Genomic DNA, 17,533 nt, shown 5'->3' with positions numbered 1-17,533 from the left:
CACGCCCGCGGGCGATGCCGGGAGGAGCGTCAGGCCCGTACGGTGCGGCGTCGGGCGGTCGCGGCCCGGCCCGCCCGGCGGGCCGCCACCTCCGGCGCCCGCGTCGCCGCGTGCAGTTCGTACGCCACCGCCAGGGCCAGCCCGACCCCGGCCGGATCGCCGCCGGACTCTGTATGTGCGATCTGCTGGATCATCGCCGTACTCCTCATCGGATCAACGAGCTCGGTGAACAGGCTCAGTCGGTGGAACCGGCCCGCAGCGTGGCGAGGTCGGCCTTGACGGTGTTGATCGGGATCGCGAAGCCCAGGCCCACGCTGCCCGCCGCCGCGGAGGAGGACGCGCCCGCCGCCGAGTACATCGCGGAGTTGATCCCGATGATGTTGCCGTTCATGTCGATCAGCGCGCCGCCGGAGTTGCCCGGGTTGAGGGACGCGTCGGTCTGGAGCGCCTTGTACGTCGTCGTGTCCGAGCCGGTGTCGCCGTTGAACTCCCGGCCGCCGAACTCGAACGGCCACTCGCCGCCGCCCTGCTGTCCCTGCCCCTGTCCCTGCCCCTGGCTCTCGTCCGTGGAGACCGTGACGTCCCGGTCGAGGGCGGAGATGATGCCGCTGGTGACGGTGCCGGTCAGGCCCTCGGGGGAGCCGATGGCCACGACCTGGTCGCCGACGCCCACCCCAGCCGAGTCGCCGAGCGTCGCGGTCTTCAGGCCGGAGGCGTTCTCCAGCTTGATCAGCGCGAGGTCCTTCTTGCTGTCGGTGCCGACGACCTTGGCGGTGTAGGACTTGCCGTCGTTGGTCCTCACCTTGATCTGCGAGGCACCGGCGACGACGTGGTTGTTGGTGATGATCTCGCCGTCGCCCGTGATGATCACGCCGGAGCCGGTGGAGGATCCTGCGTTGGAGTCGGCGTTGATCTCGACGATGCTCGGGCTGACCGCCTTGGCGACCCCGGAGACCGTGCCCTTCTGGCTGGACGGCACCACGTTGGTGCTGGTGGAGCTGGAGGTGACGGTGTCGTTGCCGGTCAGCTCCTGGATGCCGTAGGCGGTGCCGCCGCCTATCGCCGCGGCGACGATCGCCACGGCGGCGAGCAGGGCGACGGGGCCACCGCGGCGCTTCTTCGGAGCGTGCGGAGCGGGAGCCGGGGCGTACGCCGGCGGGGGCGGCCACTCGGGGTTCACCGGGGCCTGCTGCTGACCCTCGTAAGGGTTCTCGTACTCGCCACTGCGGTGGAAGCTCTCGGTCATGCAAATGAGCTTGTCGCCCGACCATGAGAGCTTCCTGAGTGCTCCCTGAGAAGCCCGACAGAACCTCGTATGCCCGATATAAAGAGGCCCGGCAAAGAGGCCCGCCGCTGGGCCGCCGGAGGCTACGCGCAGCCGCAGGACCGCCGCGTGACCAACCGGGACGGGAACACCTTCAGCCGCTCCCGCCGCGCCCCCGCGACCCGCAGGCCGTCGTCGAGGACGAGGTCCACCGCGGCCCGGGCCATCGCCGGGCGGTCGGAGGCCACCGTGGTCAGGGGCGGGTCGGTCAGCGCCGCTTCCTTGATGTCGTCGAACCCGGCCACCGCCAGCTCGCCGGGGACGTCGATGCGCAGCTCGCGCGCCGCCCGCAGCAGGCCGATCGCCTGGTCGTCGGTGGAGCAGAAGATCGCGGGCGGCCGCTCGGGGCCGGAGAGGATCTTCAGGGCGGCCTGATAGGCGTCGTAGCGGTTGTAGAGCGCCTCGAAGAGACGGCCCTCCGTGGAGATCCCGGCCTCGGCCATCGCGCGGCGCCAGCCCTCGACGTGGTCGGACACCGGGTCGCCGACCACCGGGGTCTCCGCTATGCCGCCCATACAGGCGACGTACTCGTGCCCGTGGTCCAGCAGGTGCCGTACGGCGAGTTCGGCGCCGTCCAGGTCGTCCGTGACGACGGCGACGTCGTCGATGGACTCGGGCCGCTCGTGCAGCAGCACGACCCGGGCGTCCCAGGCCTCGATCTCGGCGGCTGCCAGGTCGTTGAGCGCGTGGCTGACGAGGATGAGCCCCGAGACGCGCATGCCGAGGAAGGCCCGCAGATAGTGGACCTCGCGTTCGCCGATGTAGTCGGAGTTCCCGACGAGCACCATCTTTCCGCGCTCGGACGCGGCCTGTTCGACCGCGTGCGCCATCTCCCCGAAGAAGGGCTGGCGCGCGTCCGGCACGATCAGGCCTATGAGATCCGTACGCCGGGACGCCATGGCCTGGGCCACGCGGTCGGGCCGGTACCCCAGTTCCTTGATCGCGGCGAGTACACGCTCGCGCGTGGCCGGGGCGACCGGCCGGGGTCCGTTGTTGATGACATAGCTGACCACGGCAGTGGAAGTCCCTGCCAGCCGCGCCACATCATCCCGAGTCACCTTGGCCACGCGCGGAGTCTACGCGGATATACCTGCTCTGGGCAGGGCGTAAAGGAGGTTACGTACGATATCCCGATCGCCGTCCGGGCGCCCGCGTGAACTCCGTGCGGAAAGCGATGCCCAGGTGGGCACCGCGATACGCCTCTTTATGCCTTGGTACGGGCCTCGACGCCCTCCAGGGCGGCCGACTTGTCCGTGCTGTCCTGCTTTGCCTTGGCGGCCTTGGCCTTCGCCTCCTCGGTGGCGCGCTCCATCTTCTCCGGCTTCTCCGGCGTAACGAATCGATAACCGACGTTCCGGACGGTGCCGATCAGCGACTCGTGCTCGGGGCCGAGCTTGGCGCGCAGCCGTCGTACGTGCACGTCGACCGTGCGCGTACCGCCGAAGTAGTCGTAGCCCCAGACCTCCTGCAGCAGCTGGGCGCGGGTGAAGACGCGGCCGGGGTGCTGGGCGAGGTACTTCAGGAGCTCGAACTCCTTGAAGGTGAGGTCGAGGACGCGGCCCTTGAGTTTGGCGGAGTACGTCGCCTCGTCGACCGACAGGTCGCCGTTGCGGATCTCCATCGGGGAGTCGTCGCTGACGATCTGCTGCCGTCCCATGGACAGCCGCAGCCGGGCCTCGACCTCCGCCGGGCCGGCGGTGTCGAGCAGGACGTCGTCGATGCCCCAGTCGGCGGTGACGGCGGCGAGACCGCCCTCGGTGACGACGAGGATCAGCGGACAGCCCGGGCCGGTCGACCGGAGCAGCTGGCACAGGCTGCGGACCTGCGGCAGGTCGCGCCGGCCGTCGACGAGGATGACATCGGCACCCGGGGTGTCGACGAGGGCGGGGCCCTCCGCGGGGGCCACTCGCACGTTGTGCAGGAGCAGGCCGAGGGCGGGGAGCACCTCCGTCGACGGCTGGAGGGCGTTGGTCAGGAGCAGCAGAGAACTCATATGTCTGGTTCCTCCTCGGTCCCTGCGAGGACGTTTGTTGGCAACAGCACCGCTCTGCGATCCCGAAGGCCCCGTACACCTGCGGTTTCCCGCTTCGTATACAACGCTTCCGAAAGCACAAAAGGACCCGGGGGCAACGCTGCCCGAGTCCTCTGCCCAGCAGAATAGCCCACATGAGCTCTGGTCCGGCAGGTCATGTGGCGCGTTCCACCGTTCGTCCGAACTCCGAGACGGACGCAAGAACGCCTGTGCGGACTCCGAAACGGACCTTTTTGCGCACCGCCGACGGCGTGACCATCGACGCCGTATACGACCCGGGTACCGCCGTATACGACGCCTCCGGGACGCCTTCCGCTCATCCCGTGTTCGTCGTCGCCCACGGCTTCACCGGTGCCGTGGACCGGCCGCACGTGCGGCGGGTGGCCGAGGCGTTCGCCCGGCACGGGGCCGTCGTCACCTTCTCCTTCCGGGGCCACGGGGCATCCGGCGGGCGGTCCACGGTCGGGGACCGGGAGGTGCTCGACCTGGCGGTGGCCGTCGAGTGGGCCCGGGAACTCGGGCACGCGCGCGTGGTGACGGTGGGGTTCTCCATGGGCGGGTCGGTGGTGCTGCGGCACGCGGCGCTGTACGAGGCGGGCACGGACGCGGTGGTGTCCGTCAGCGCGCCCGCACGCTGGTACTACCGGGGGACGGCACCGATGCGCCGGCTGCACTGGCTGGTGACGCGGCCCGAGGGACGGGCGGTGAGCCGGTACGGCTTCGGTACGCGCATCCACCACCGGGACTGGGACCCGGTCCCCCTCTCCCCGGTGGAGGCGGCGGCGCGGATCGCGCCCACGCCCCTGCTGATCGTGCACGGCGACGCCGACGGCTACTTCCCGCTCGACCACCCCCGCATGCTGGCCGCGGCAGCAGGTGACCAGGGCGAACTGTGGCTGGAGCCGGGCATGGGGCATGCCGAGAACGCGGCGGACGACGCGTTGCTGGCGCGCATCGGGGACTGGGCCGTCGGCCGGGCGGGCTAGCCTGACGGAGTTCACCGACGAGCGATGAGGAAGCAGAGATGCCAAAGGTCACGGTGCGCTACTGGGCCGCCGCCAAGGCCGCGGCCGGGGTGGCCGAGGAGCCGTACGAGGCGGTCACGCTCGCCGAGGCGCTCGACGGGGTGCGCGAGCGACACCCCGGCGAACTCGAGCGTGTCCTGCGGCGATGCTCGTTCCTCGTCGACGGTGACCCCGTGGGCACCCGCGGACATGAGACGGTACGGCTGGCCGACGGCGGCACGGTCGAGGTGCTCCCGCCGTTCGCAGGAGGATGACGATGAGCAACCAGCCGTATGAGGGCTACGATCCCTACGGGCAGCAGCAGCAGCAGCCGCAACAGCAGCCGCAGGCGTGGCCCGGGCAGCAGCCGTACGAGGATCCGTACGTTGCTCAGCAGCACCCGCAGCACCCGCAGCACCCGCAGCACCCGCAGCACCCGCAGCATCCGCAGCATCCCCAGCACCCCCAGCACCCGCAGTACACGCAGCAGTGGCAGGGGCACACCTGGGAGACGCAGACGCACCAGCCGGTGACCGCCGCGGCGGAGGAGACGGCGTATCTGCCGCCGCAGGCGTACGCGGCTCCGGCCCCCGAGGCGGTCCCCGACCCTCCCGCTCCCGATGCCGGGTACGGCCCCGCCACCGTCGGCGGGAACACGCGCGTCACGGACGCGCAGCGGGCGTGGGCGGAGGGGCGGTCGCCGATCATGGAGCCGGGGATGCAGCCGGCCGCGCTGACGGCGCTGCTCGGGCTGCTGCTGGCGGGCGCCGCGGCCGTCGGCACGTACGCCCTCCTGGTTCCGCTCGTCGCCCTCCAGGCCGTCACCGCGGCGGGCTGGTTCCGGCTGAACGGGATGTGGCCGGCCCGGCAGGGCATCGCGCTGGGCTTCGCGGGGGCGCTGGCCGCTGACACGGCGCTGCTGGTGTCGGACCGCTCGCCGTCGGCGATCCTGGGCACGCTCGGCGTCTGGGTCCTGCTCTCCCTCGTCCTGCAGCTGCGCTCGCACGCCGACCCGGACGAGCGGATGTACGGCCTGATGGCGACGGTCGCGGCATCGGCGCTGGCCATCGTCGCGGGCGGCTATCTCGCGGCCGACGCGGACGCGGTGACGGTGGGTGCGGTGGCGGTGGCCGTCGCGGTCCTGGCCCGGGCTCTCGTACCGCCGCCGCGCACGGTGGCGTCCGTGGTGGTGGCGCTGCTCGCGGCGTCCGGGGCGGGCAGCGCGGTCGGCACACTGACGGACCTGGGCACGCACGGCGCCCTTCTGGGAGCGGGCGCGGGCGCCTGCGCCCTGATCGGCCACCGGGTCGCCAGCTACGACTACCCGTCGCGCTTCGTCCACTTCACGGCGGGAGTGGCCCTGCCCCTGGCCGCCGCCGCCCCCGCTGTCTACGTGCTGGGCCGGGCCCTGGCCTGACGCACAGTCCGCTGAGCGCCTGTCACAGATGATCGACAAATCCCGGGCGCTCACATCTCACGGAGTTACCCTCACGCTTGGACGGCCACCCGGTCGTCAGGGACCGGACCGCCGTCCAACCGCCGAGGTGGGGGAAACACCGCATGCGCGCATTGCGAATACTGCTGATCTTCGTCGTGATCCTGGGCGGGCTCTTCGTGATCGCCGACCGTGTCGCGGTGAACTTCGCCGAGGACGAGGCCGCCGACCGCCTGAAGACGACGGAGAACCTCTCGGCGACCCCCGATGTCTCCATCAAGGGCTTCCCGTTCCTCACCCAGGTCGCCGGCGGTTCCCTGGACGACATCGAGGTCGGCATCCAGGACTACGAGGCCGCCGCGGGCAACGGCGGCCAGAAGATCCGGATCGACAACCTCCAGGCAGACATGCAGGGCGTCGAGTTCTCCGGCGACTACAGCTCCGCCACGGCCAGCAGCGCCACCGGCACCGCGACCATCGCCTACGACGAGCTGCTGAAGACGGCGAAGTCCGAGCCGACCCAGGTCGCCCCGGGCGTCACCGCCAACGTCGTCGGCCTCTCCGACGGCGGCAACGGCAAGATCAAGGTCACCGTCGAGGCCACCGTCCTCGGCACCAAGCTGCCCGAGCCGGTCTCCGTGCTCAGCTCGGTGACGGTGGTCGACGGCGAGGTGCGGGTGAAGGCCGACGGTCTGCCCAAGTTCGGCGGCGTCGACATCGCCGAGTCCCGCGTCCGGGCCATCACCGACTTCCAGCAGAAGATCGACGGCCTGCCCGGCGGCATCCAGCTGGACAAGGTCCAGGCGGCGCCGAACGGCGTGGAGATCACGGTGAAGGGTTCCAACGTCCGGCTGGCCGGGTAGGCAAGGCGCGAGGCGGCACCGACCAGGGCTGTCCGGTGGGCGAGACGGCGGAGTCCGTAGCGCAGATGTGACGGCGAATACAGGCGGCCGGAAACCGTGCGGGAGACGCACGGACAGGTCGCTGATCCCATATGGCGGATCTTTGCGTCTCAATATGCGACACACCGGTGACATGCGCACCCTGCCGTCCCTACGATCGACGGCATGAAGCGACAGGCGGATCTCACGAAGCGGCGGGCAGTAGACCTGTGCCGCGTCGCCGCCATGCTCTGTCGCACCTTCTGAGCGATCGCGTCGGCCTGCTCCGACGCGCGCATCCCCGCCGCCCTGCATCAAGGGCACACGTGCGCCGCCCTCGTCATGGGCGCGCGCCCCTGCATACCTCGCACGCCCCGCCGTAACTGCCCCGGAGGAGAAAGAGCATGAGCCGCAGCGACGTCCTGGTCGACGCCGACTGGCTCCAGGAGCACCTGGACGACCCGACCATCGCCATCGTCGAGGTGGACGAGGACACGTCCGCCTACGAGAAGAACCACATCAGGAACGCCATCCGGATCGACTGGACCAAGGACCTCCAGGACCCGGTGCGCCGTGACTTCGTGACGCAGGAGGGCTTCGAGAAGCTCCTGTCGGACAAGGGCATCGGCAACGACCACACGGTGGTCCTGTACGGCGGCAACAACAACTGGTTCGCGTCGTACGCGTACTGGTACTTCAAGCTGTACGGCCACGACAACGTCAAGCTCCTCGACGGCGGCCGCAAGAAGTGGGAGCTCGACGCCCGCGAGCTCGTCGCCGGCGACGAGGTGCCGGAGCGTCCGAAGACGGACTACAAGGCCAAGGCCCAGAACACGTCCATCCGCGCCTTCCGCGACGACGTCGTGGCGGCCATCGGTTCGCAGAACCTGGTCGACGTGCGCTCGCCCGACGAGTTCTCCGGCAAGCTGCTCGCCCCGGCCCACCTGCCGCAGGAGCAGTCCCAGCGCCCCGGCCACGTGCCGAGCGCCCGGAACATCCCGTGGTCCAAGAACGCCAACGACGACGGCACCTTCAAGTCGGACGACGAGCTCAAGGAGCTCTACGCCGAGGAGAGCGTCGACCTGGCCAAGGACACCATCGCCTACTGCCGCATCGGTGAGCGCTCCGCGCTGACCTGGTTCGTGCTGCACGAGCTGCTCGGTGTGGAGAACGTCAAGAACTACGACGGCTCCTGGACCGAGTACGGCTCCCTGGTGGGCGTGCCGATCGAGCTCGGCGCCAACAAGTAGGACCTCCGACCGACCTCTCATCACCCCCTTCAGGAGAACGACATGTGTGGAGCGAAGGCCGGCGGCCCCGACGCCTCGACGATCAAGCCCGGTGAGACCACGATCCAGGGTCAGGTGACCAAGGACGGCGAGCCCGTGGTGGGCTACGTCCGTCTGCTGGACTCGACCGGCGAGTTCACGGCCGAGGTGCCGACCTCGGCGACCGGACAGTTCCGCTTCTACGCGGCCGAGGGCACCTGGACCGTTCGTGCCCTCGTGCCCGGCGCCACCGCCGACCGCACGGTCGTCGCCCAGCAGGGCGGACTGGCGGAGGTCGCGATCGCCGTCTGACGGCGACAGGTCCTCAAGGGCCGCACCCTCTGGGTTGGACGCCTGGGGTGCGGCCCTTCGGGCTGCCCGGATCTACGCTGGATGTATGTACGCACGACGGCGGCGCACGTACTTCCTGATGATGGGCGGCTGCATCGCCCTCTTCGTCCTGGCCTGGGGCGTCGTACGCCTCTGGTCCATTCCGGTGGCGGTCGGCATGTGCGTCGTGGCCATGGTCATCCCGCCCGTCGCCGCGATGGTCGCGAACCGCCGGGGCCCCGACGACCGCTGGTGGGACGACCCGTCCGGGGATCCGAAGTCCGACGAGTGGTGGGACGAGCTGGACGGCAAGAAGCGCCGAAGCTGATTCGACCAGGGGGAGGGTCCGTGCGCCTGACGGCGGCGACACTCGACGCGCCGAACGCCCGTGAGCTGGCCGCCTTCTACCTGCGGCTGCTGCCCGGCTGGCGGGTGTGGCGCGGGGAGGACTGGCAGGACTGGGTGCACATCCGGCCGCCGGACGGCGGTACGGGACTGTCCTTCCAGACCGAGCCCGGCTACCGGCCGCCCGTCTGGCCGACCGCTCCGGACCGGCAGCAGATGATGATCCACCTCGACATCGAGGTCGACGACCTGGAGCGGGAGAGCGCGCGGGCCGTCGCCGAGGGTGCGCGGCTCGCCGGGTTCCAGCCGCAGGCCGGGGTCCGGGTGCTGCTGGACCCGGCGGGCCACCCGTTCTGCCTCCACACGGAGGCGACGGACGCCGCGGAGGCGGCTCAGTAGACGAGCGCCTGCGTCCCGTCCGCCATGGCCTCCTGGACGAAGACCTGGGCGCCCGCGATGCGGACACCCTCGATGACGTCCTTCTCCGTGATCTCGCGGCGGGCCGCGCACTGCGTGCACAGGGTGACGCGGCCGGCCGCGAGGACCGAGTCGAGCAGGTCGGGCAGCGGGGCCGCGTGCGGGAGGTCGAAGCCGGCGGCGCGGCCGGGCAGGGCGAACCAGGCGGACTCGCCGGTCAGCCACAGGGAGACCTCGACGCCGCTGGCGACGGCGACCGCCGCCACCGTGAACGCCTGCGAGCACCGCTCGGGGGCGTCGGCCCCCGCCGTCACCTTGATCACCAGCTTCTTCGCCATAGCCGGAAGCGTAGTCCGGAATCGAAGTGCCGAAGGCGCCCGCGTAAGCTGGCACCCGGCCCCGCGCACCCTTCGCACCCCGCTCAAGGAGCACCCCGTGGAGATCTTCTTCGAAATTCTGTTGGTCCTGGTCGCCGTCGGCGTCCTGGCCTTCGCCGGACTGACCGTGAAGAAGCTGTACCAGGGCCAGCGCTGACCCCCGTCTAGGAAGTTCCCATGATCGAGATCCCGTCCGACCTTCACAAGGACCTCGTCCCGCTCGCCTTCCTGCTCGGCGACTGGGCGGGTGCCGGTGTGCACGACTTCCCCGGCTCCGAGAAGTGCAACTTCGGGCAGGAGGTCACCTTCACCCACGACGGCCGGGACTTCCTGGAGTACCACTCGCACTCCTGGGTGCTGGACAACGACGGCAACAAGGTCCGTCCCCTGGAGTCCGAGCACGGCTTCTGGCGCGTCGACACCGCCCGCAAGGTCGAGGTGACGATGACCCGCGACGACGGCGTCATCGAGATCTGGTACGGCGAGCTGGCCGACCAGAAGCCCCAGATCGACCTGGTCACCGACGCCGTGGCCCGCACGGCCGCCTCCCAGCCGTACACCGGCGGCAAGCGGCTCTACGGCTACGTCAAGAGCGACCTGATGTGGGTCGGCGAGAAGCAGACCCCCGAGGTCGAGCTGCGCCCCTACATGTCCGCCCATCTGAAGAAGGTCGTCACCCCGGAAGAGGTCGAGCGCTGGGCCAAGGCCCTCCCCGACGACATGCCGGACGACGGCATCGCCTTCTTCAAGTAGTTCTAGACTCGAGGTGTGGTGAGCACCGACTGGAAGAGCGATCTGCGGCAGCGCGGCTACCGGCTGACCCCGCAGCGGCAACTCGTGCTCGAAGCCGTGGACACCCTGGAGCACGCGACCCCCGACGACATCCTCGTCGAAGTGCGGAAGACGGCGTCGGGGGTCAACGTCTCCACCGTCTACCGGACGCTGGAGCTCCTGGAGGAGCTCGGGCTGGTCAGCCACGCCCATCTGGGACACGGGGCGCCGACGTACCACCTGGCGGACCGGCACCACCACCTCCACCTGGTCTGCCGTGACTGCCAGAACGTCATCGAGGCGGATGTCTCCGTGGCTGCCGAGTTCACCGACAAGCTGCGGCAGACGTTCGGCTTCGACACCGACATGAAGCACTTCGCGATCTTCGGCCGGTGCCGGGACTGCACTCTCAGGGCTTCAACTACCGAGTCGTAGGCTTACGTATATGAAGAGCCCCCTGCTGATCCTGCCCGGCGCCGTCCCCGCCGAGGGCGCGGACGAAGGCGTCGCCGCCCACTACGGCGATCTGTTCCGCGAGCAGCGTGCCCTCGCCGACGGCACCGGTTTCGTGGACCTCTCCCACCGGGGCGTCGTCGCCGTCACCGGCGAGGACCGGCTGGCCTGGCTGCACCTGCTGCTCACCCAGCACATGAGCGACCTCCCCGTGGGCCGGGCCACCGAGGCGCTGGTCCTCTCCGCGAACGGCCACATCGAGCACGCCCTGTATCTCGTCGACGACGGCGGGACGGTCTGGGCCCATGTGGAGCCGGGCACCCAGGAGGCGCTGATCGCGTACCTGGAGTCGATGAAGTTCTTCTACCGGGTCGAGGTCGCCGACCGCACGGCCGACACCGCGGTGGTGCACCTGCCGGCCGGCTCCATCGCCGAGGTGCCGCAGGGCGCCGTCGTACGGGAGACGCCGCACGGCCGGGACCTGTTCCTGCCGCGCGCCGGCCTGGAGGCGTTCGCCGGGCAGGCCGGGCCGCCGGCCGGGATCCTGGCCTACGAGGCGCTGCGGGTGGAGCAGCACCGGCCCCGGCTCGGGTTCGAGACGGACCACCGCACCATCCCGCACGAGCTGGGCTGGATCGGCTCGGCGGTGCATCTGCAGAAGGGCTGCTACCGGGGGCAGGAGACGGTCGCCCGCGTGCAGAACCTGGGCAAGCCGCCGCGCCGGATGGTCTTCCTGCACCTGGACGGCAGCGAGGTCCATCTGCCGGTGGCCGGGACGGAGGTCCGGCTCGCGGACGACGGGCCCGACGGCCGGAAGATCGGTTTCATCACGACCTCCGCACGCCACCACGAGCTCGGGCCGGTCGCCCTCGCGCTGGTGAAGCGGAACGTGGCCGTGGACGCCCGGCTGGTGGCCGGTGACACGGCCGCGGCCCAGGAAGTCGTCGTCGAGCCGTAGGTCTTCGTGCCGTAAGTCGTCGTCGTGCCGTACGACTTGTAGACCTTTCGGGTCAGATTTCGATCTGCACGGTGAACGGGCCGTCGTTCGTCAGTGATACACGCATCGCCGCCCCGAAGCGGCCCGTCGCCACCGTCGCGCCGAGGGAGCGCAGCTGGGCCACCACCTCGTCGACGAGCGGCTCGGCGACATCGCCGGGGGCGGCGGCGTTCCAGGTGGGGCGACGGCCTTTGCGGGCGTCGCCGTACAGGGTGAACTGGCTGATCACCAGGAGCGGGGCGTCGATGTCGCTGCACGACTTCTCGTCGTGCAGCATGCGGATCGACCACAGTTTGCGGGCCAGCTGGGCCGCCTTCTCCTTGGTGTCCTCGTGCGTGACGCCGACCAGGACGCACAGCCCTTCACCCTCGATCGCGCCCACGGTCTCGCCGTCCACGACGACGCTCGCGCCGTCCACCCTCTGCACCACTGCTCGCATACGTCCATCATGCAGGGCGGTGAACGTCACGCCGCAGGTGGTGTGCGCATGGCACGAACGGGTGGTTTGCGCCGGGCGCCAACGGACCGCGCTCAACCGTATTTTGCTGCTTAACCGCCCATCTGGGGTCTATCGGGGGCACTCGTTCCCATAGCGGCCACTTGGGGTGGCACGATGCATGCACACACCGGTCGAGGGGACGGTTGAGGCACATGAGCACATCAAGCACCGGGCAGCAGTCGGGGGCTGTCTGGTCGACGTACACGGGGATCGGCGCGACGGAGTACCACCGGCCGCCCACACAGCGCACGGACAGCCCGCGGCTGCCCTCGGACGCTCCCGAGCCCGATCAGACCGCGCTGAGCCTGCCGGAGCTGCGCACAGTGCGCCGCGAGGCCCAGCGCGACGAGGCCGACCTCAGCTATGTACGGCGGCTGCTCCAGGGGCGGATCGACATCCTGCGCGCGGAGCTGGCACGGCGTGCACCGGCGGACGGGGCCGCCGTCGCCGCACCCGCGGAGGTGTCCGTCGTCGAGCGGCTGGCGGAGATCCTGCGGGACGCCCCGGCCCGGCACCGTTCCTCCGCCCGCCATGTGACGCTCTCCACCCCGCAGGGCGAGGAGTCCCGGCGGCTGGCCGCGGAGATGCTCGGCGAGGTCGAGCTGTCCGACCTGGGCGCGCGGACGGACCTGGAGCTGAACACGGCGATGGGGCGGCTCGTGCGCTACGAGCAGCAGGTCTCCCGGCGGCGCCAGCGGCTCCAGCGCGCGGCCGACGAGTGCAGCGCGGAGATCGCCCGCCGGTACCGCGAAGGAGAGGCACAGGTCGACGACCTGCTCGTCTGAGCAGCTCCCGGACAGGGGGAGGGCCGGCGCCCGGAAATCCGCGCGACAGCGACCGGCCCTCCGCCTAGCGTGAGCCCATGACCCGCGAAGCCGACATCGACATACGCCCCATCGCCGAAGCCGAACACGCCGAGTGGCTGCGTGCCGTGCACACCGGCTTCCTGCGGGGGCCTGTCGTCTCCGCGGAGGAGATCGAGGGCCGTCGCCGGAACTTCGTCCCGGGGCGCTTCCTCGGCGCCTTCGACGACGACCGGTGCGTGGCGACCTTCCGGTCCTTCGACCAGAAGCTCACGGTCGTGGGCGGCGCGAGCGTCCCGGCCGACGCCGTCACGGGTGTCACCGTCACCGCCACCCACCGCCGCCGCGGGCTGCTCAGCCGGATGATGGCGCGGGACCTGGCGGCCGCGAAGGACCGCGGGGACGTCGTCGCGACGCTGATCGCCGCCGAGTACCCGATCTACGGCCGGTACGGCTTCGGGCCGGCGACCTGGATGTCCGAGTGGACGGTCGATGTGCCGCGCGCCGGTCTCGACGCCCGCTGGGCGGGTCCGGCGGACGGCGGCCGTATCGACCTGGTGGACGGCGAAGACATCCGCAAGCTGGGCCCAGAACTGCACGAGCGGCTGCTGCGTACCCAGCCCGGTGCCATCGACCGCGACGAGCTGTGGTGGAAGCTGAACACCGGCGCCGTGCGGTTCGATCCGGCGTGGAAGACGCCCTTCTTCGCCGTGTACCGCTCGGCGTCCGGCGAGGTCGAGGGCATGGCCGCCTATGAGGTGGACGACAACTGGGGCGAGGCCAAGCAGCCGTTGAACACGGCGACCGTGAAGTGGCTGACCGGGGTGACACCGGCCGCGGAGCGCGCCCTGTGGCAGTACCTCTGCTCCATCGACTGGGTCGTGCGGGTGAAGAGCGGCTGGCGGGCGCCCGACGACCTGCTCCCGCACTTCCTGCCGGATCCGCGGGCCGCCAGGATCACGTCGCTGGCGGACTTCCTGTGGGTGCGGATCCTGGACGTCGTCCGGGCGCTGGAGGCGCGCACGTACGAGGGGGAGGGGTCGCTGGTGCTGGAGGTCGCCGGTGTGGACGGGCTGACCGGCGGACGGTACCGACTGGAGGCCTCCGCCGCGGGGGCGTCCTGCAAGCCCACCACCGAGAGCGCGGAACTCGTCCTGGAGACCGGCGAGTTGGGGGCACTGTGGCTGGGGGACGAGTCGGCGGTGCGTCTCGCGGCGCTGGGGCGGGTGCGGGAAGAACGAGCGGGCGCCGCCCGGAAGGCCGACGCCCTGCTGCGTACGTCCAGGCGGCCGTGGTGCCCGGACATGTTCTGAGCCGCTCCCTTCTGCCGACGTACAGGGACCCGCATCCGTAGCGAGCTGTTCGGTTGTGGTTGTTGTGCGGTGGTGCTCACCTGCCGGGCTCCCGGCTCCCCTCCGGAAGGGAGGCCCGTAGGTGGAGAGTGGATGGCATAAGTTGGCGACCAACTTCACTGTACTTATAGCCGCTTGGAAGCGTCTCATAACCACCCAGCGCTGAACTGCCGAAAGATGGCGAGAAGTTGTACTGTTTGGTTGTGGACCCGGAACACACCTCCGTCAATGGACGGAAGAGGTCGCAACGGCCACAGAGAACACATGAAGAGGTGGCCGACGAACTGCGCGCCCGGATCAGGTCAGGGGCGCTGCGGTCCGGTGAGCGCATGCCGACGCAGGCGCAGCTCGCCGACGAGTTCGGCGTCGAGCGCGGTGCCGTGCGCCAGGCGCTGCGCACCCTGCAGTCCGAGCAGCTGCTCACCAATGTGTCCAAGGGGAGCCCGGCGACCGTGGCCTCCGACGTCGCCAGGGCGCTGACCGGCCCGCAGGCCCCGCCCGTGCCCACGACCGTGGGCCTCGCGCCCCGGATCGCGACGGCGTTCGCGGCGGAGCACGTCGAGATCGACGCCGTGTGCCTGACCTCCATCTCCCTCACGCTGGCGATCGGCGAAGCGCTGCGGCAGATCCATGCCGGACGGCTGAATCCGGCCAAGGTCGACGTCCGGGTCCTGCTGCCCAGCCGGGACATCGACCTCGCCTTCCCGGTGCCGGTCGGGGGGCGCGGCGACGACTGGGTGCACGAGCGGTGGCTGGCGATGCGCAACGCCCAGGGGCAGGTCCTCCAGCACAATCTGCTGGCCCTGCGCGCCACGCACGGCATCGATGTGCACGTCACGTTCCGGGCGCTGCCCTTCACCCCGCCGATGAAGCTGTACCTGCTCAACGGCTCGGAGGCGTTGTTCGCGTACTACACGCTGACGCGCCGGGAGGCCGAGATCGACGATGAGCAGAGGGAGATGTTCGACGCGCGGGGCACCCAGTCGATGCTGTTCTCCTTCCGGCAGGGACCGGGCCTGCGTGACACGACCTTCGTCGAGCAGTCGCACCTGTGGTTCAACGCACTGTGGGAGACGATCAGTTCGGAGCTGGTGCTCACGGGCTCATAGGGTGGTCCGCAGGACCAGCAGCGCGATCACGACGGCTCCCGTGGAGCTGACCGCCGAGTTGTTGGCCTTGAGCCCCACGGTGAGAAGGAGCAGGCCGACGATGCCGGCCGGGCCGTACTTCCACTGGATGAACTGCTCGAAGGCGACGACTGCGATGGCGGCGAGGAGAGTGAGGGCGGGCATTGGTCTTCCCCCTTCGGAAGTTCGGAGGCAAAACTTCCGCCAACTCAGGTAAGTTGGCAACCAACTCTGATTAAGTTGTCCCCACTTGGCCCCTACTCATAAACAACTTTCAAACAACTCCCGCCAGATGGATCAGAGTTGTAGCGTTTGGTCGTGATCCAGGCGGACATGGCGGAGGACGTGGCGGAGAACGTGGCAGTGAACGGCAGCAGAAGGCTCTCGCCCCAGGAGATCGCCGACAGCCTGCGGGAACGCATCCGCACGGGTGAGCTCAAGCCTGGGGACCGCCTGCCCACCCAGGCCGACCTCGCGGAGGAGTTCGGCGTGGAACGCGGCGCCGTCCGCCAGGCCCTGCGGGCACTCCAGGAGGACGGTCTCCTCACCAACGTCAGCAAGGGCAGCCCCCCGCGGATCGCCGCGCCCGCTCCGGTCCGGGGCGAGCCCCAGCCGACGATGGTCGGTCTGGCGCCCCGCCTCACGGAGGCGTTCTCGGCACGCCGCGTCCGTGTGGACGTGGTCTGCCACACGGCGGAGACACTGATGGTCGCCATCGGCGAACCACTCCGCCTGATCCACGAGGGCCGTATCCACCCCGAGTCCATCGACGTCCGCATCCTCGTCCCCTCCCGGGACATCGAGCTGGCCTTCCCCGTCCCCGTGGAGGCCCACGGCGACGACAACCCGGTCCACCAGCGCTGGCTGTCCATGCGCAACGCCCAGGGGCAGGTCCTCCAGCACAACTTCCTGGCCCTGCGCGCCACGCACGGCATCGACGTGCACGTCACGTTCCGCGCGCTGCCCTTCACCCCGCCGGTGAAGCTGTACCTCCTCAACCAGGAGGAGGCGCTGATCGGCTACTACATGCTGACCAGGCGAGAGGAGGAGTGGGGGAGCCAGACCCTGGACATGTACGACGTCCTCGGCTCCCAGTCCCTCCTCTTCTCCTTCCTGAAACGAGCGGGCCAGCGGGACGCGGCGTTCGTCCAGGAATCCCAGAAGTGGTTCGACGCCCTCTGGGAAACCATCACGACGGACCTGACACTCTCCTAGTGACTTCTGATACGACGCAGACTGGTGCGGTGAAAGTCCAGACGGAAAGCGATTCGCACGAACTCCGGAATCTGATCAGACGCGCCCGCGTCGTGCTGTGGGACTTCGACGGGCCCATCTGCCGTCTGTTCGCCAACCACTCGGCGGAACGGGTGGCGAGTGACCTGGTGTCCTGGCTGGAGGGCCGGGGACTGCACGGGCTGCTGACGGAGAGCGAGCGGGAGTCCCTCGACCCGCATGTGGTGCTGCGCGCCGTGGACCGCCGGCACCCCGGCAGCGATCTCGTCGCCGATCTGGAGGCACGTCTCACCCAGGAGGAGCGGATGGCCGCGTCTTCGGCGATGCCGACCGCGTACGCGGATCCGCTGATCCGCACCTGGACCGCGGTGGGGGCGCGGCTGGCGATCACCACCAACAACTCCCCGCTCGTGGTCGGCGAGTACCTCACGGGTCGCGGTCTCGTCCCCTGCTTCCAGCCTCACATCTACGGCCGCACCCAGGAACTCCACCTGCTGAAGCCCGACCCGCACTGCCTCAACCGGGCGCTGAGCGCGATCGGCGCCGCTCCGTCCGACGCTCTGATGATCGGCGACACGCCCTCCGACCACGAGGCGGCGGCACGAGCCGGGGTGCCGTTCCTGGGCTTCGCGCGCAACGAACGCAAGGCCAAGCTCCTGAAGGCGGCCGGGGCCGACGCGGTCCTGACGTCCCTGGAACCGCTGCTGGCGCTGTTGCGGGCTTAGGCCGGCTCCCGGACGCGACTGGACCGTCACGGCTCGCCTCCCGTCCTGGCCTGTGGGTCAGGCAACTTGTCAGCCACTTGCCTGGTTGCCTGCTCATGTCAGGCATGCCCGGTCAACTTGATCCCTTAACCGGCAAGTTGGACGGACTGCTTGCCTGAAC

24 protein-coding genes are annotated in these 17,533 nt (G+C 70.1%); 17 read left to right on the top strand and 7 right to left on the bottom strand.

The window, feature by feature from the left end:
- Positions 1–29: 29 nt before the first annotated feature.
- The 4 genes from ACQEV8_RS20230 to ACQEV8_RS20215 all read right to left on the bottom strand — a co-directional run bounded on the left by ACQEV8_RS20230 (position 30) and on the right by ACQEV8_RS20215 (position 3,317).
- Positions 30–194 (bottom strand): hypothetical protein, encoded by a 165-nt coding sequence (locus tag ACQEV8_RS20230; protein WP_432962169.1) that lies wholly within the window; start codon positions 192–194, stop codon positions 30–32.
- A 41-nt stretch (positions 195–235) separates the two neighbouring features.
- Positions 236–1,246 carry a S1C family serine protease gene (locus ACQEV8_RS20225; protein ID WP_432962166.1) on the bottom strand — a complete coding sequence of 337 codons (1,011 nt, stop codon included), beginning with the start codon at positions 1,244–1,246 and terminating at the stop codon, positions 236–238.
- 122 nt (positions 1,247–1,368) lie between these two features.
- Positions 1,369–2,391, bottom strand: coding sequence for a LacI family DNA-binding transcriptional regulator (locus tag ACQEV8_RS20220; protein WP_432962163.1), 1,023 nt, complete (start codon positions 2,389–2,391; stop codon positions 1,369–1,371).
- 137 nt (positions 2,392–2,528) lie between these two features.
- Positions 2,529–3,317 (bottom strand): response regulator transcription factor, encoded by a 789-nt coding sequence (locus tag ACQEV8_RS20215; protein ID WP_432962160.1) that lies wholly within the window; start codon positions 3,315–3,317, stop codon positions 2,529–2,531.
- Positions 3,318–3,490: 173 nt separating this feature from the next.
- Here ACQEV8_RS20215 and ACQEV8_RS20210 point away from each other — a divergent pair, with 173 nt between their 5' ends.
- The 9 genes from ACQEV8_RS20210 (at position 3,491) to ACQEV8_RS20170 (ending at position 9,018) form a co-directional block, all read left to right on the top strand.
- Entirely contained in the window at positions 3,491–4,342 is an 852-nt protein-coding gene (locus tag ACQEV8_RS20210; protein WP_432962157.1) for an alpha/beta hydrolase, read from the top strand.
- Between the two features lie 38 nt (positions 4,343–4,380).
- Positions 4,381–4,635 (top strand): MoaD/ThiS family protein, encoded by a 255-nt coding sequence (locus ACQEV8_RS20205; protein ID WP_234845559.1) that lies wholly within the window; start codon positions 4,381–4,383, stop codon positions 4,633–4,635.
- Positions 4,636–4,637: 2 nt separating this feature from the next.
- Complete coding sequence (locus ACQEV8_RS20200) at positions 4,638–5,777, top strand: hypothetical protein (RefSeq protein ID WP_432962153.1); 1,140 nt, start codon at positions 4,638–4,640, stop codon at positions 5,775–5,777.
- 143 nt (positions 5,778–5,920) lie between these two features.
- Positions 5,921–6,658: an LmeA family phospholipid-binding protein gene (locus ACQEV8_RS20195; protein ID WP_432962150.1), complete on the top strand. Its 738-nt coding sequence runs from the start codon at positions 5,921–5,923 to the stop codon at positions 6,656–6,658.
- A gap of 204 nt (positions 6,659–6,862) precedes the next feature.
- Complete coding sequence (locus ACQEV8_RS20190; RefSeq protein ID WP_350310325.1) at positions 6,863–6,943, top strand: putative leader peptide; 81 nt, start codon at positions 6,863–6,865, stop codon at positions 6,941–6,943.
- 137 nt (positions 6,944–7,080) lie between these two features.
- The gene (locus ACQEV8_RS20185; RefSeq protein WP_432962148.1) at positions 7,081–7,926 is read left to right on the top strand and encodes a sulfurtransferase; all 846 of its coding nucleotides are present in this window, start codon (positions 7,081–7,083) and stop codon (positions 7,924–7,926) included.
- 42 nt (positions 7,927–7,968) lie between these two features.
- Positions 7,969–8,256 carry a DUF1416 domain-containing protein gene (locus tag ACQEV8_RS20180; protein ID WP_003991226.1) on the top strand — a complete coding sequence of 96 codons (288 nt, stop codon included), beginning with the start codon at positions 7,969–7,971 and terminating at the stop codon, positions 8,254–8,256.
- Between the two features lie 85 nt (positions 8,257–8,341).
- Positions 8,342–8,602 carry a DUF3099 domain-containing protein gene (locus ACQEV8_RS20175; protein ID WP_432962146.1) on the top strand — a complete coding sequence of 87 codons (261 nt, stop codon included), beginning with the start codon at positions 8,342–8,344 and terminating at the stop codon, positions 8,600–8,602.
- A 20-nt stretch (positions 8,603–8,622) separates the two neighbouring features.
- Positions 8,623–9,018, top strand: a complete 396-nt coding sequence (locus ACQEV8_RS20170) for a VOC family protein (protein ID WP_432962144.1) — start codon at positions 8,623–8,625, stop codon at positions 9,016–9,018.
- Here the strand turns inward: ACQEV8_RS20170 and ACQEV8_RS20165 are convergent.
- Positions 9,012–9,374 carry a DsrE family protein gene (locus ACQEV8_RS20165; RefSeq protein ID WP_432962142.1) on the bottom strand — a complete coding sequence of 121 codons (363 nt, stop codon included), beginning with the start codon at positions 9,372–9,374 and terminating at the stop codon, positions 9,012–9,014. The two genes, ACQEV8_RS20170 and ACQEV8_RS20165, sit on opposite strands and share 7 nt — an antisense overlap.
- 216 nt (positions 9,375–9,590) lie before the next feature.
- Between ACQEV8_RS20165 and ACQEV8_RS20160 the strand changes: the two genes are divergently transcribed.
- From ACQEV8_RS20160 to ACQEV8_RS20150, 3 genes are read left to right on the top strand one after another with little or no spacing between them, the layout of a single operon-like run.
- Positions 9,591–10,166: an FABP family protein gene (locus tag ACQEV8_RS20160; RefSeq protein ID WP_432962140.1), complete on the top strand. Its 576-nt coding sequence runs from the start codon at positions 9,591–9,593 to the stop codon at positions 10,164–10,166.
- A 15-nt stretch (positions 10,167–10,181) separates the two neighbouring features.
- Entirely contained in the window at positions 10,182–10,619 is a 438-nt protein-coding gene (locus ACQEV8_RS20155; protein WP_432962137.1) for a Fur family transcriptional regulator, read from the top strand.
- Positions 10,620–10,629: 10 nt separating this feature from the next.
- On the top strand, positions 10,630–11,595 hold the full coding sequence (locus tag ACQEV8_RS20150; protein WP_432962134.1) for a YgfZ/GcvT domain-containing protein: 966 nt from the start codon (positions 10,630–10,632) through the stop codon (positions 11,593–11,595).
- A gap of 52 nt (positions 11,596–11,647) precedes the next feature.
- Here the strand turns inward: ACQEV8_RS20150 and dtd are convergent, their stop codons facing one another.
- Positions 11,648–12,073, bottom strand: coding sequence for a D-aminoacyl-tRNA deacylase (gene dtd, locus ACQEV8_RS20145; protein WP_030242984.1), 426 nt, complete (start codon positions 12,071–12,073; stop codon positions 11,648–11,650).
- Between the two features lie 212 nt (positions 12,074–12,285).
- On the opposite strand from dtd, the gene ACQEV8_RS20140 reads away from it, so the two are divergent.
- The 3 genes from ACQEV8_RS20140 (at position 12,286) to ACQEV8_RS20130 (ending at position 15,397) form a co-directional block, all read left to right on the top strand.
- Positions 12,286–12,918: an RsiG family protein gene (locus tag ACQEV8_RS20140; RefSeq protein ID WP_432962131.1), complete on the top strand. Its 633-nt coding sequence runs from the start codon at positions 12,286–12,288 to the stop codon at positions 12,916–12,918.
- Between the two features lie 77 nt (positions 12,919–12,995).
- Positions 12,996–14,249, top strand: a complete 1,254-nt coding sequence (locus ACQEV8_RS20135) for a GNAT family N-acetyltransferase (RefSeq protein WP_432962129.1) — start codon at positions 12,996–12,998, stop codon at positions 14,247–14,249.
- Between the two features lie 236 nt (positions 14,250–14,485).
- Entirely contained in the window at positions 14,486–15,397 is a 912-nt protein-coding gene (locus tag ACQEV8_RS20130) for a FadR/GntR family transcriptional regulator (RefSeq protein WP_432962126.1), read from the top strand.
- Here the strand turns inward: ACQEV8_RS20130 and ACQEV8_RS20125 are convergent.
- Entirely contained in the window at positions 15,392–15,580 is a 189-nt protein-coding gene (locus ACQEV8_RS20125; RefSeq protein ID WP_432962123.1) for a hypothetical protein, read from the bottom strand. The two genes, ACQEV8_RS20130 and ACQEV8_RS20125, sit on opposite strands and share 6 nt — an antisense overlap.
- Positions 15,581–15,748: 168 nt before the next feature.
- Between ACQEV8_RS20125 and ACQEV8_RS20120 the strand changes: the two genes are divergently transcribed.
- Positions 15,749–16,630, top strand: coding sequence for a GntR family transcriptional regulator (locus ACQEV8_RS20120; protein WP_432972839.1), 882 nt, complete (start codon positions 15,749–15,751; stop codon positions 16,628–16,630).
- The gene (locus ACQEV8_RS20115) at positions 16,579–17,373 is read left to right on the top strand and encodes an HAD family hydrolase (RefSeq protein ID WP_432962121.1); all 795 of its coding nucleotides are present in this window, start codon (positions 16,579–16,581) and stop codon (positions 17,371–17,373) included. The genes ACQEV8_RS20120 and ACQEV8_RS20115 overlap by 52 nt, the downstream gene beginning before the upstream one ends.
- The last annotated feature ends 160 nt before the right edge of the window (positions 17,374–17,533 follow it).

This window comes from Streptomyces sp. CA-179760 (genome assembly GCF_050937045.1).
In the GTDB taxonomy this organism is placed as follows: Bacteria; Actinomycetota; Actinomycetes; order Streptomycetales; family Streptomycetaceae; genus Streptomyces.
This window is presented reverse-complemented; position numbering and strand designations above follow the sequence as displayed.

Excerpts from the sequence above, each read along its gene's own strand:
- ACQEV8_RS20230 (WP_432962169.1), bottom strand. The coding sequence starts at position 194 with ATGATCCAGCAGATCGCACATACAGAGTCCGGCGGCGATCCGGCCGGG.
- ACQEV8_RS20225 (WP_432962166.1), bottom strand. The coding sequence starts at position 1,246 with ATGACCGAGAGCTTCCACCGCAGTGGCGAGTACGAGAACCCTTACGAG.
- ACQEV8_RS20215 (WP_432962160.1), bottom strand. The coding sequence starts at position 3,317 with ATGAGTTCTCTGCTGCTCCTGACCAACGCCCTCCAGCCGTCGACGGAG.
- ACQEV8_RS20210 (WP_432962157.1), top strand. The coding sequence starts at position 3,491 with ATGAGCTCTGGTCCGGCAGGTCATGTGGCGCGTTCCACCGTTCGTCCG.
- ACQEV8_RS20205 (WP_234845559.1), top strand. The coding sequence starts at position 4,381 with ATGCCAAAGGTCACGGTGCGCTACTGGGCCGCCGCCAAGGCCGCGGCC.
- ACQEV8_RS20200 (WP_432962153.1), top strand. The coding sequence starts at position 4,638 with ATGAGCAACCAGCCGTATGAGGGCTACGATCCCTACGGGCAGCAGCAG.
- ACQEV8_RS20195 (WP_432962150.1), top strand. The coding sequence starts at position 5,921 with ATGCGCGCATTGCGAATACTGCTGATCTTCGTCGTGATCCTGGGCGGG.
- ACQEV8_RS20190 (WP_350310325.1), top strand. The coding sequence starts at position 6,863 with ATGAAGCGACAGGCGGATCTCACGAAGCGGCGGGCAGTAGACCTGTGC.
- ACQEV8_RS20185 (WP_432962148.1), top strand. The coding sequence starts at position 7,081 with ATGAGCCGCAGCGACGTCCTGGTCGACGCCGACTGGCTCCAGGAGCAC.
- ACQEV8_RS20180 (WP_003991226.1), top strand. The coding sequence starts at position 7,969 with ATGTGTGGAGCGAAGGCCGGCGGCCCCGACGCCTCGACGATCAAGCCC.
- ACQEV8_RS20175 (WP_432962146.1), top strand. The coding sequence starts at position 8,342 with ATGTACGCACGACGGCGGCGCACGTACTTCCTGATGATGGGCGGCTGC.
- ACQEV8_RS20165 (WP_432962142.1), bottom strand. The coding sequence starts at position 9,374 with ATGGCGAAGAAGCTGGTGATCAAGGTGACGGCGGGGGCCGACGCCCCC.
- ACQEV8_RS20160 (WP_432962140.1), top strand. The coding sequence starts at position 9,591 with ATGATCGAGATCCCGTCCGACCTTCACAAGGACCTCGTCCCGCTCGCC.
- ACQEV8_RS20150 (WP_432962134.1), top strand. The coding sequence starts at position 10,630 with ATGAAGAGCCCCCTGCTGATCCTGCCCGGCGCCGTCCCCGCCGAGGGC.
- dtd (WP_030242984.1), bottom strand. The coding sequence starts at position 12,073 with ATGCGAGCAGTGGTGCAGAGGGTGGACGGCGCGAGCGTCGTCGTGGAC.
- ACQEV8_RS20140 (WP_432962131.1), top strand. The coding sequence starts at position 12,286 with ATGAGCACATCAAGCACCGGGCAGCAGTCGGGGGCTGTCTGGTCGACG.
- ACQEV8_RS20135 (WP_432962129.1), top strand. The coding sequence starts at position 12,996 with ATGACCCGCGAAGCCGACATCGACATACGCCCCATCGCCGAAGCCGAA.
- ACQEV8_RS20125 (WP_432962123.1), bottom strand. The coding sequence starts at position 15,580 with ATGCCCGCCCTCACTCTCCTCGCCGCCATCGCAGTCGTCGCCTTCGAG.
- ACQEV8_RS20120 (WP_432972839.1), top strand. The coding sequence starts at position 15,749 with ATGGCGGAGGACGTGGCGGAGAACGTGGCAGTGAACGGCAGCAGAAGG.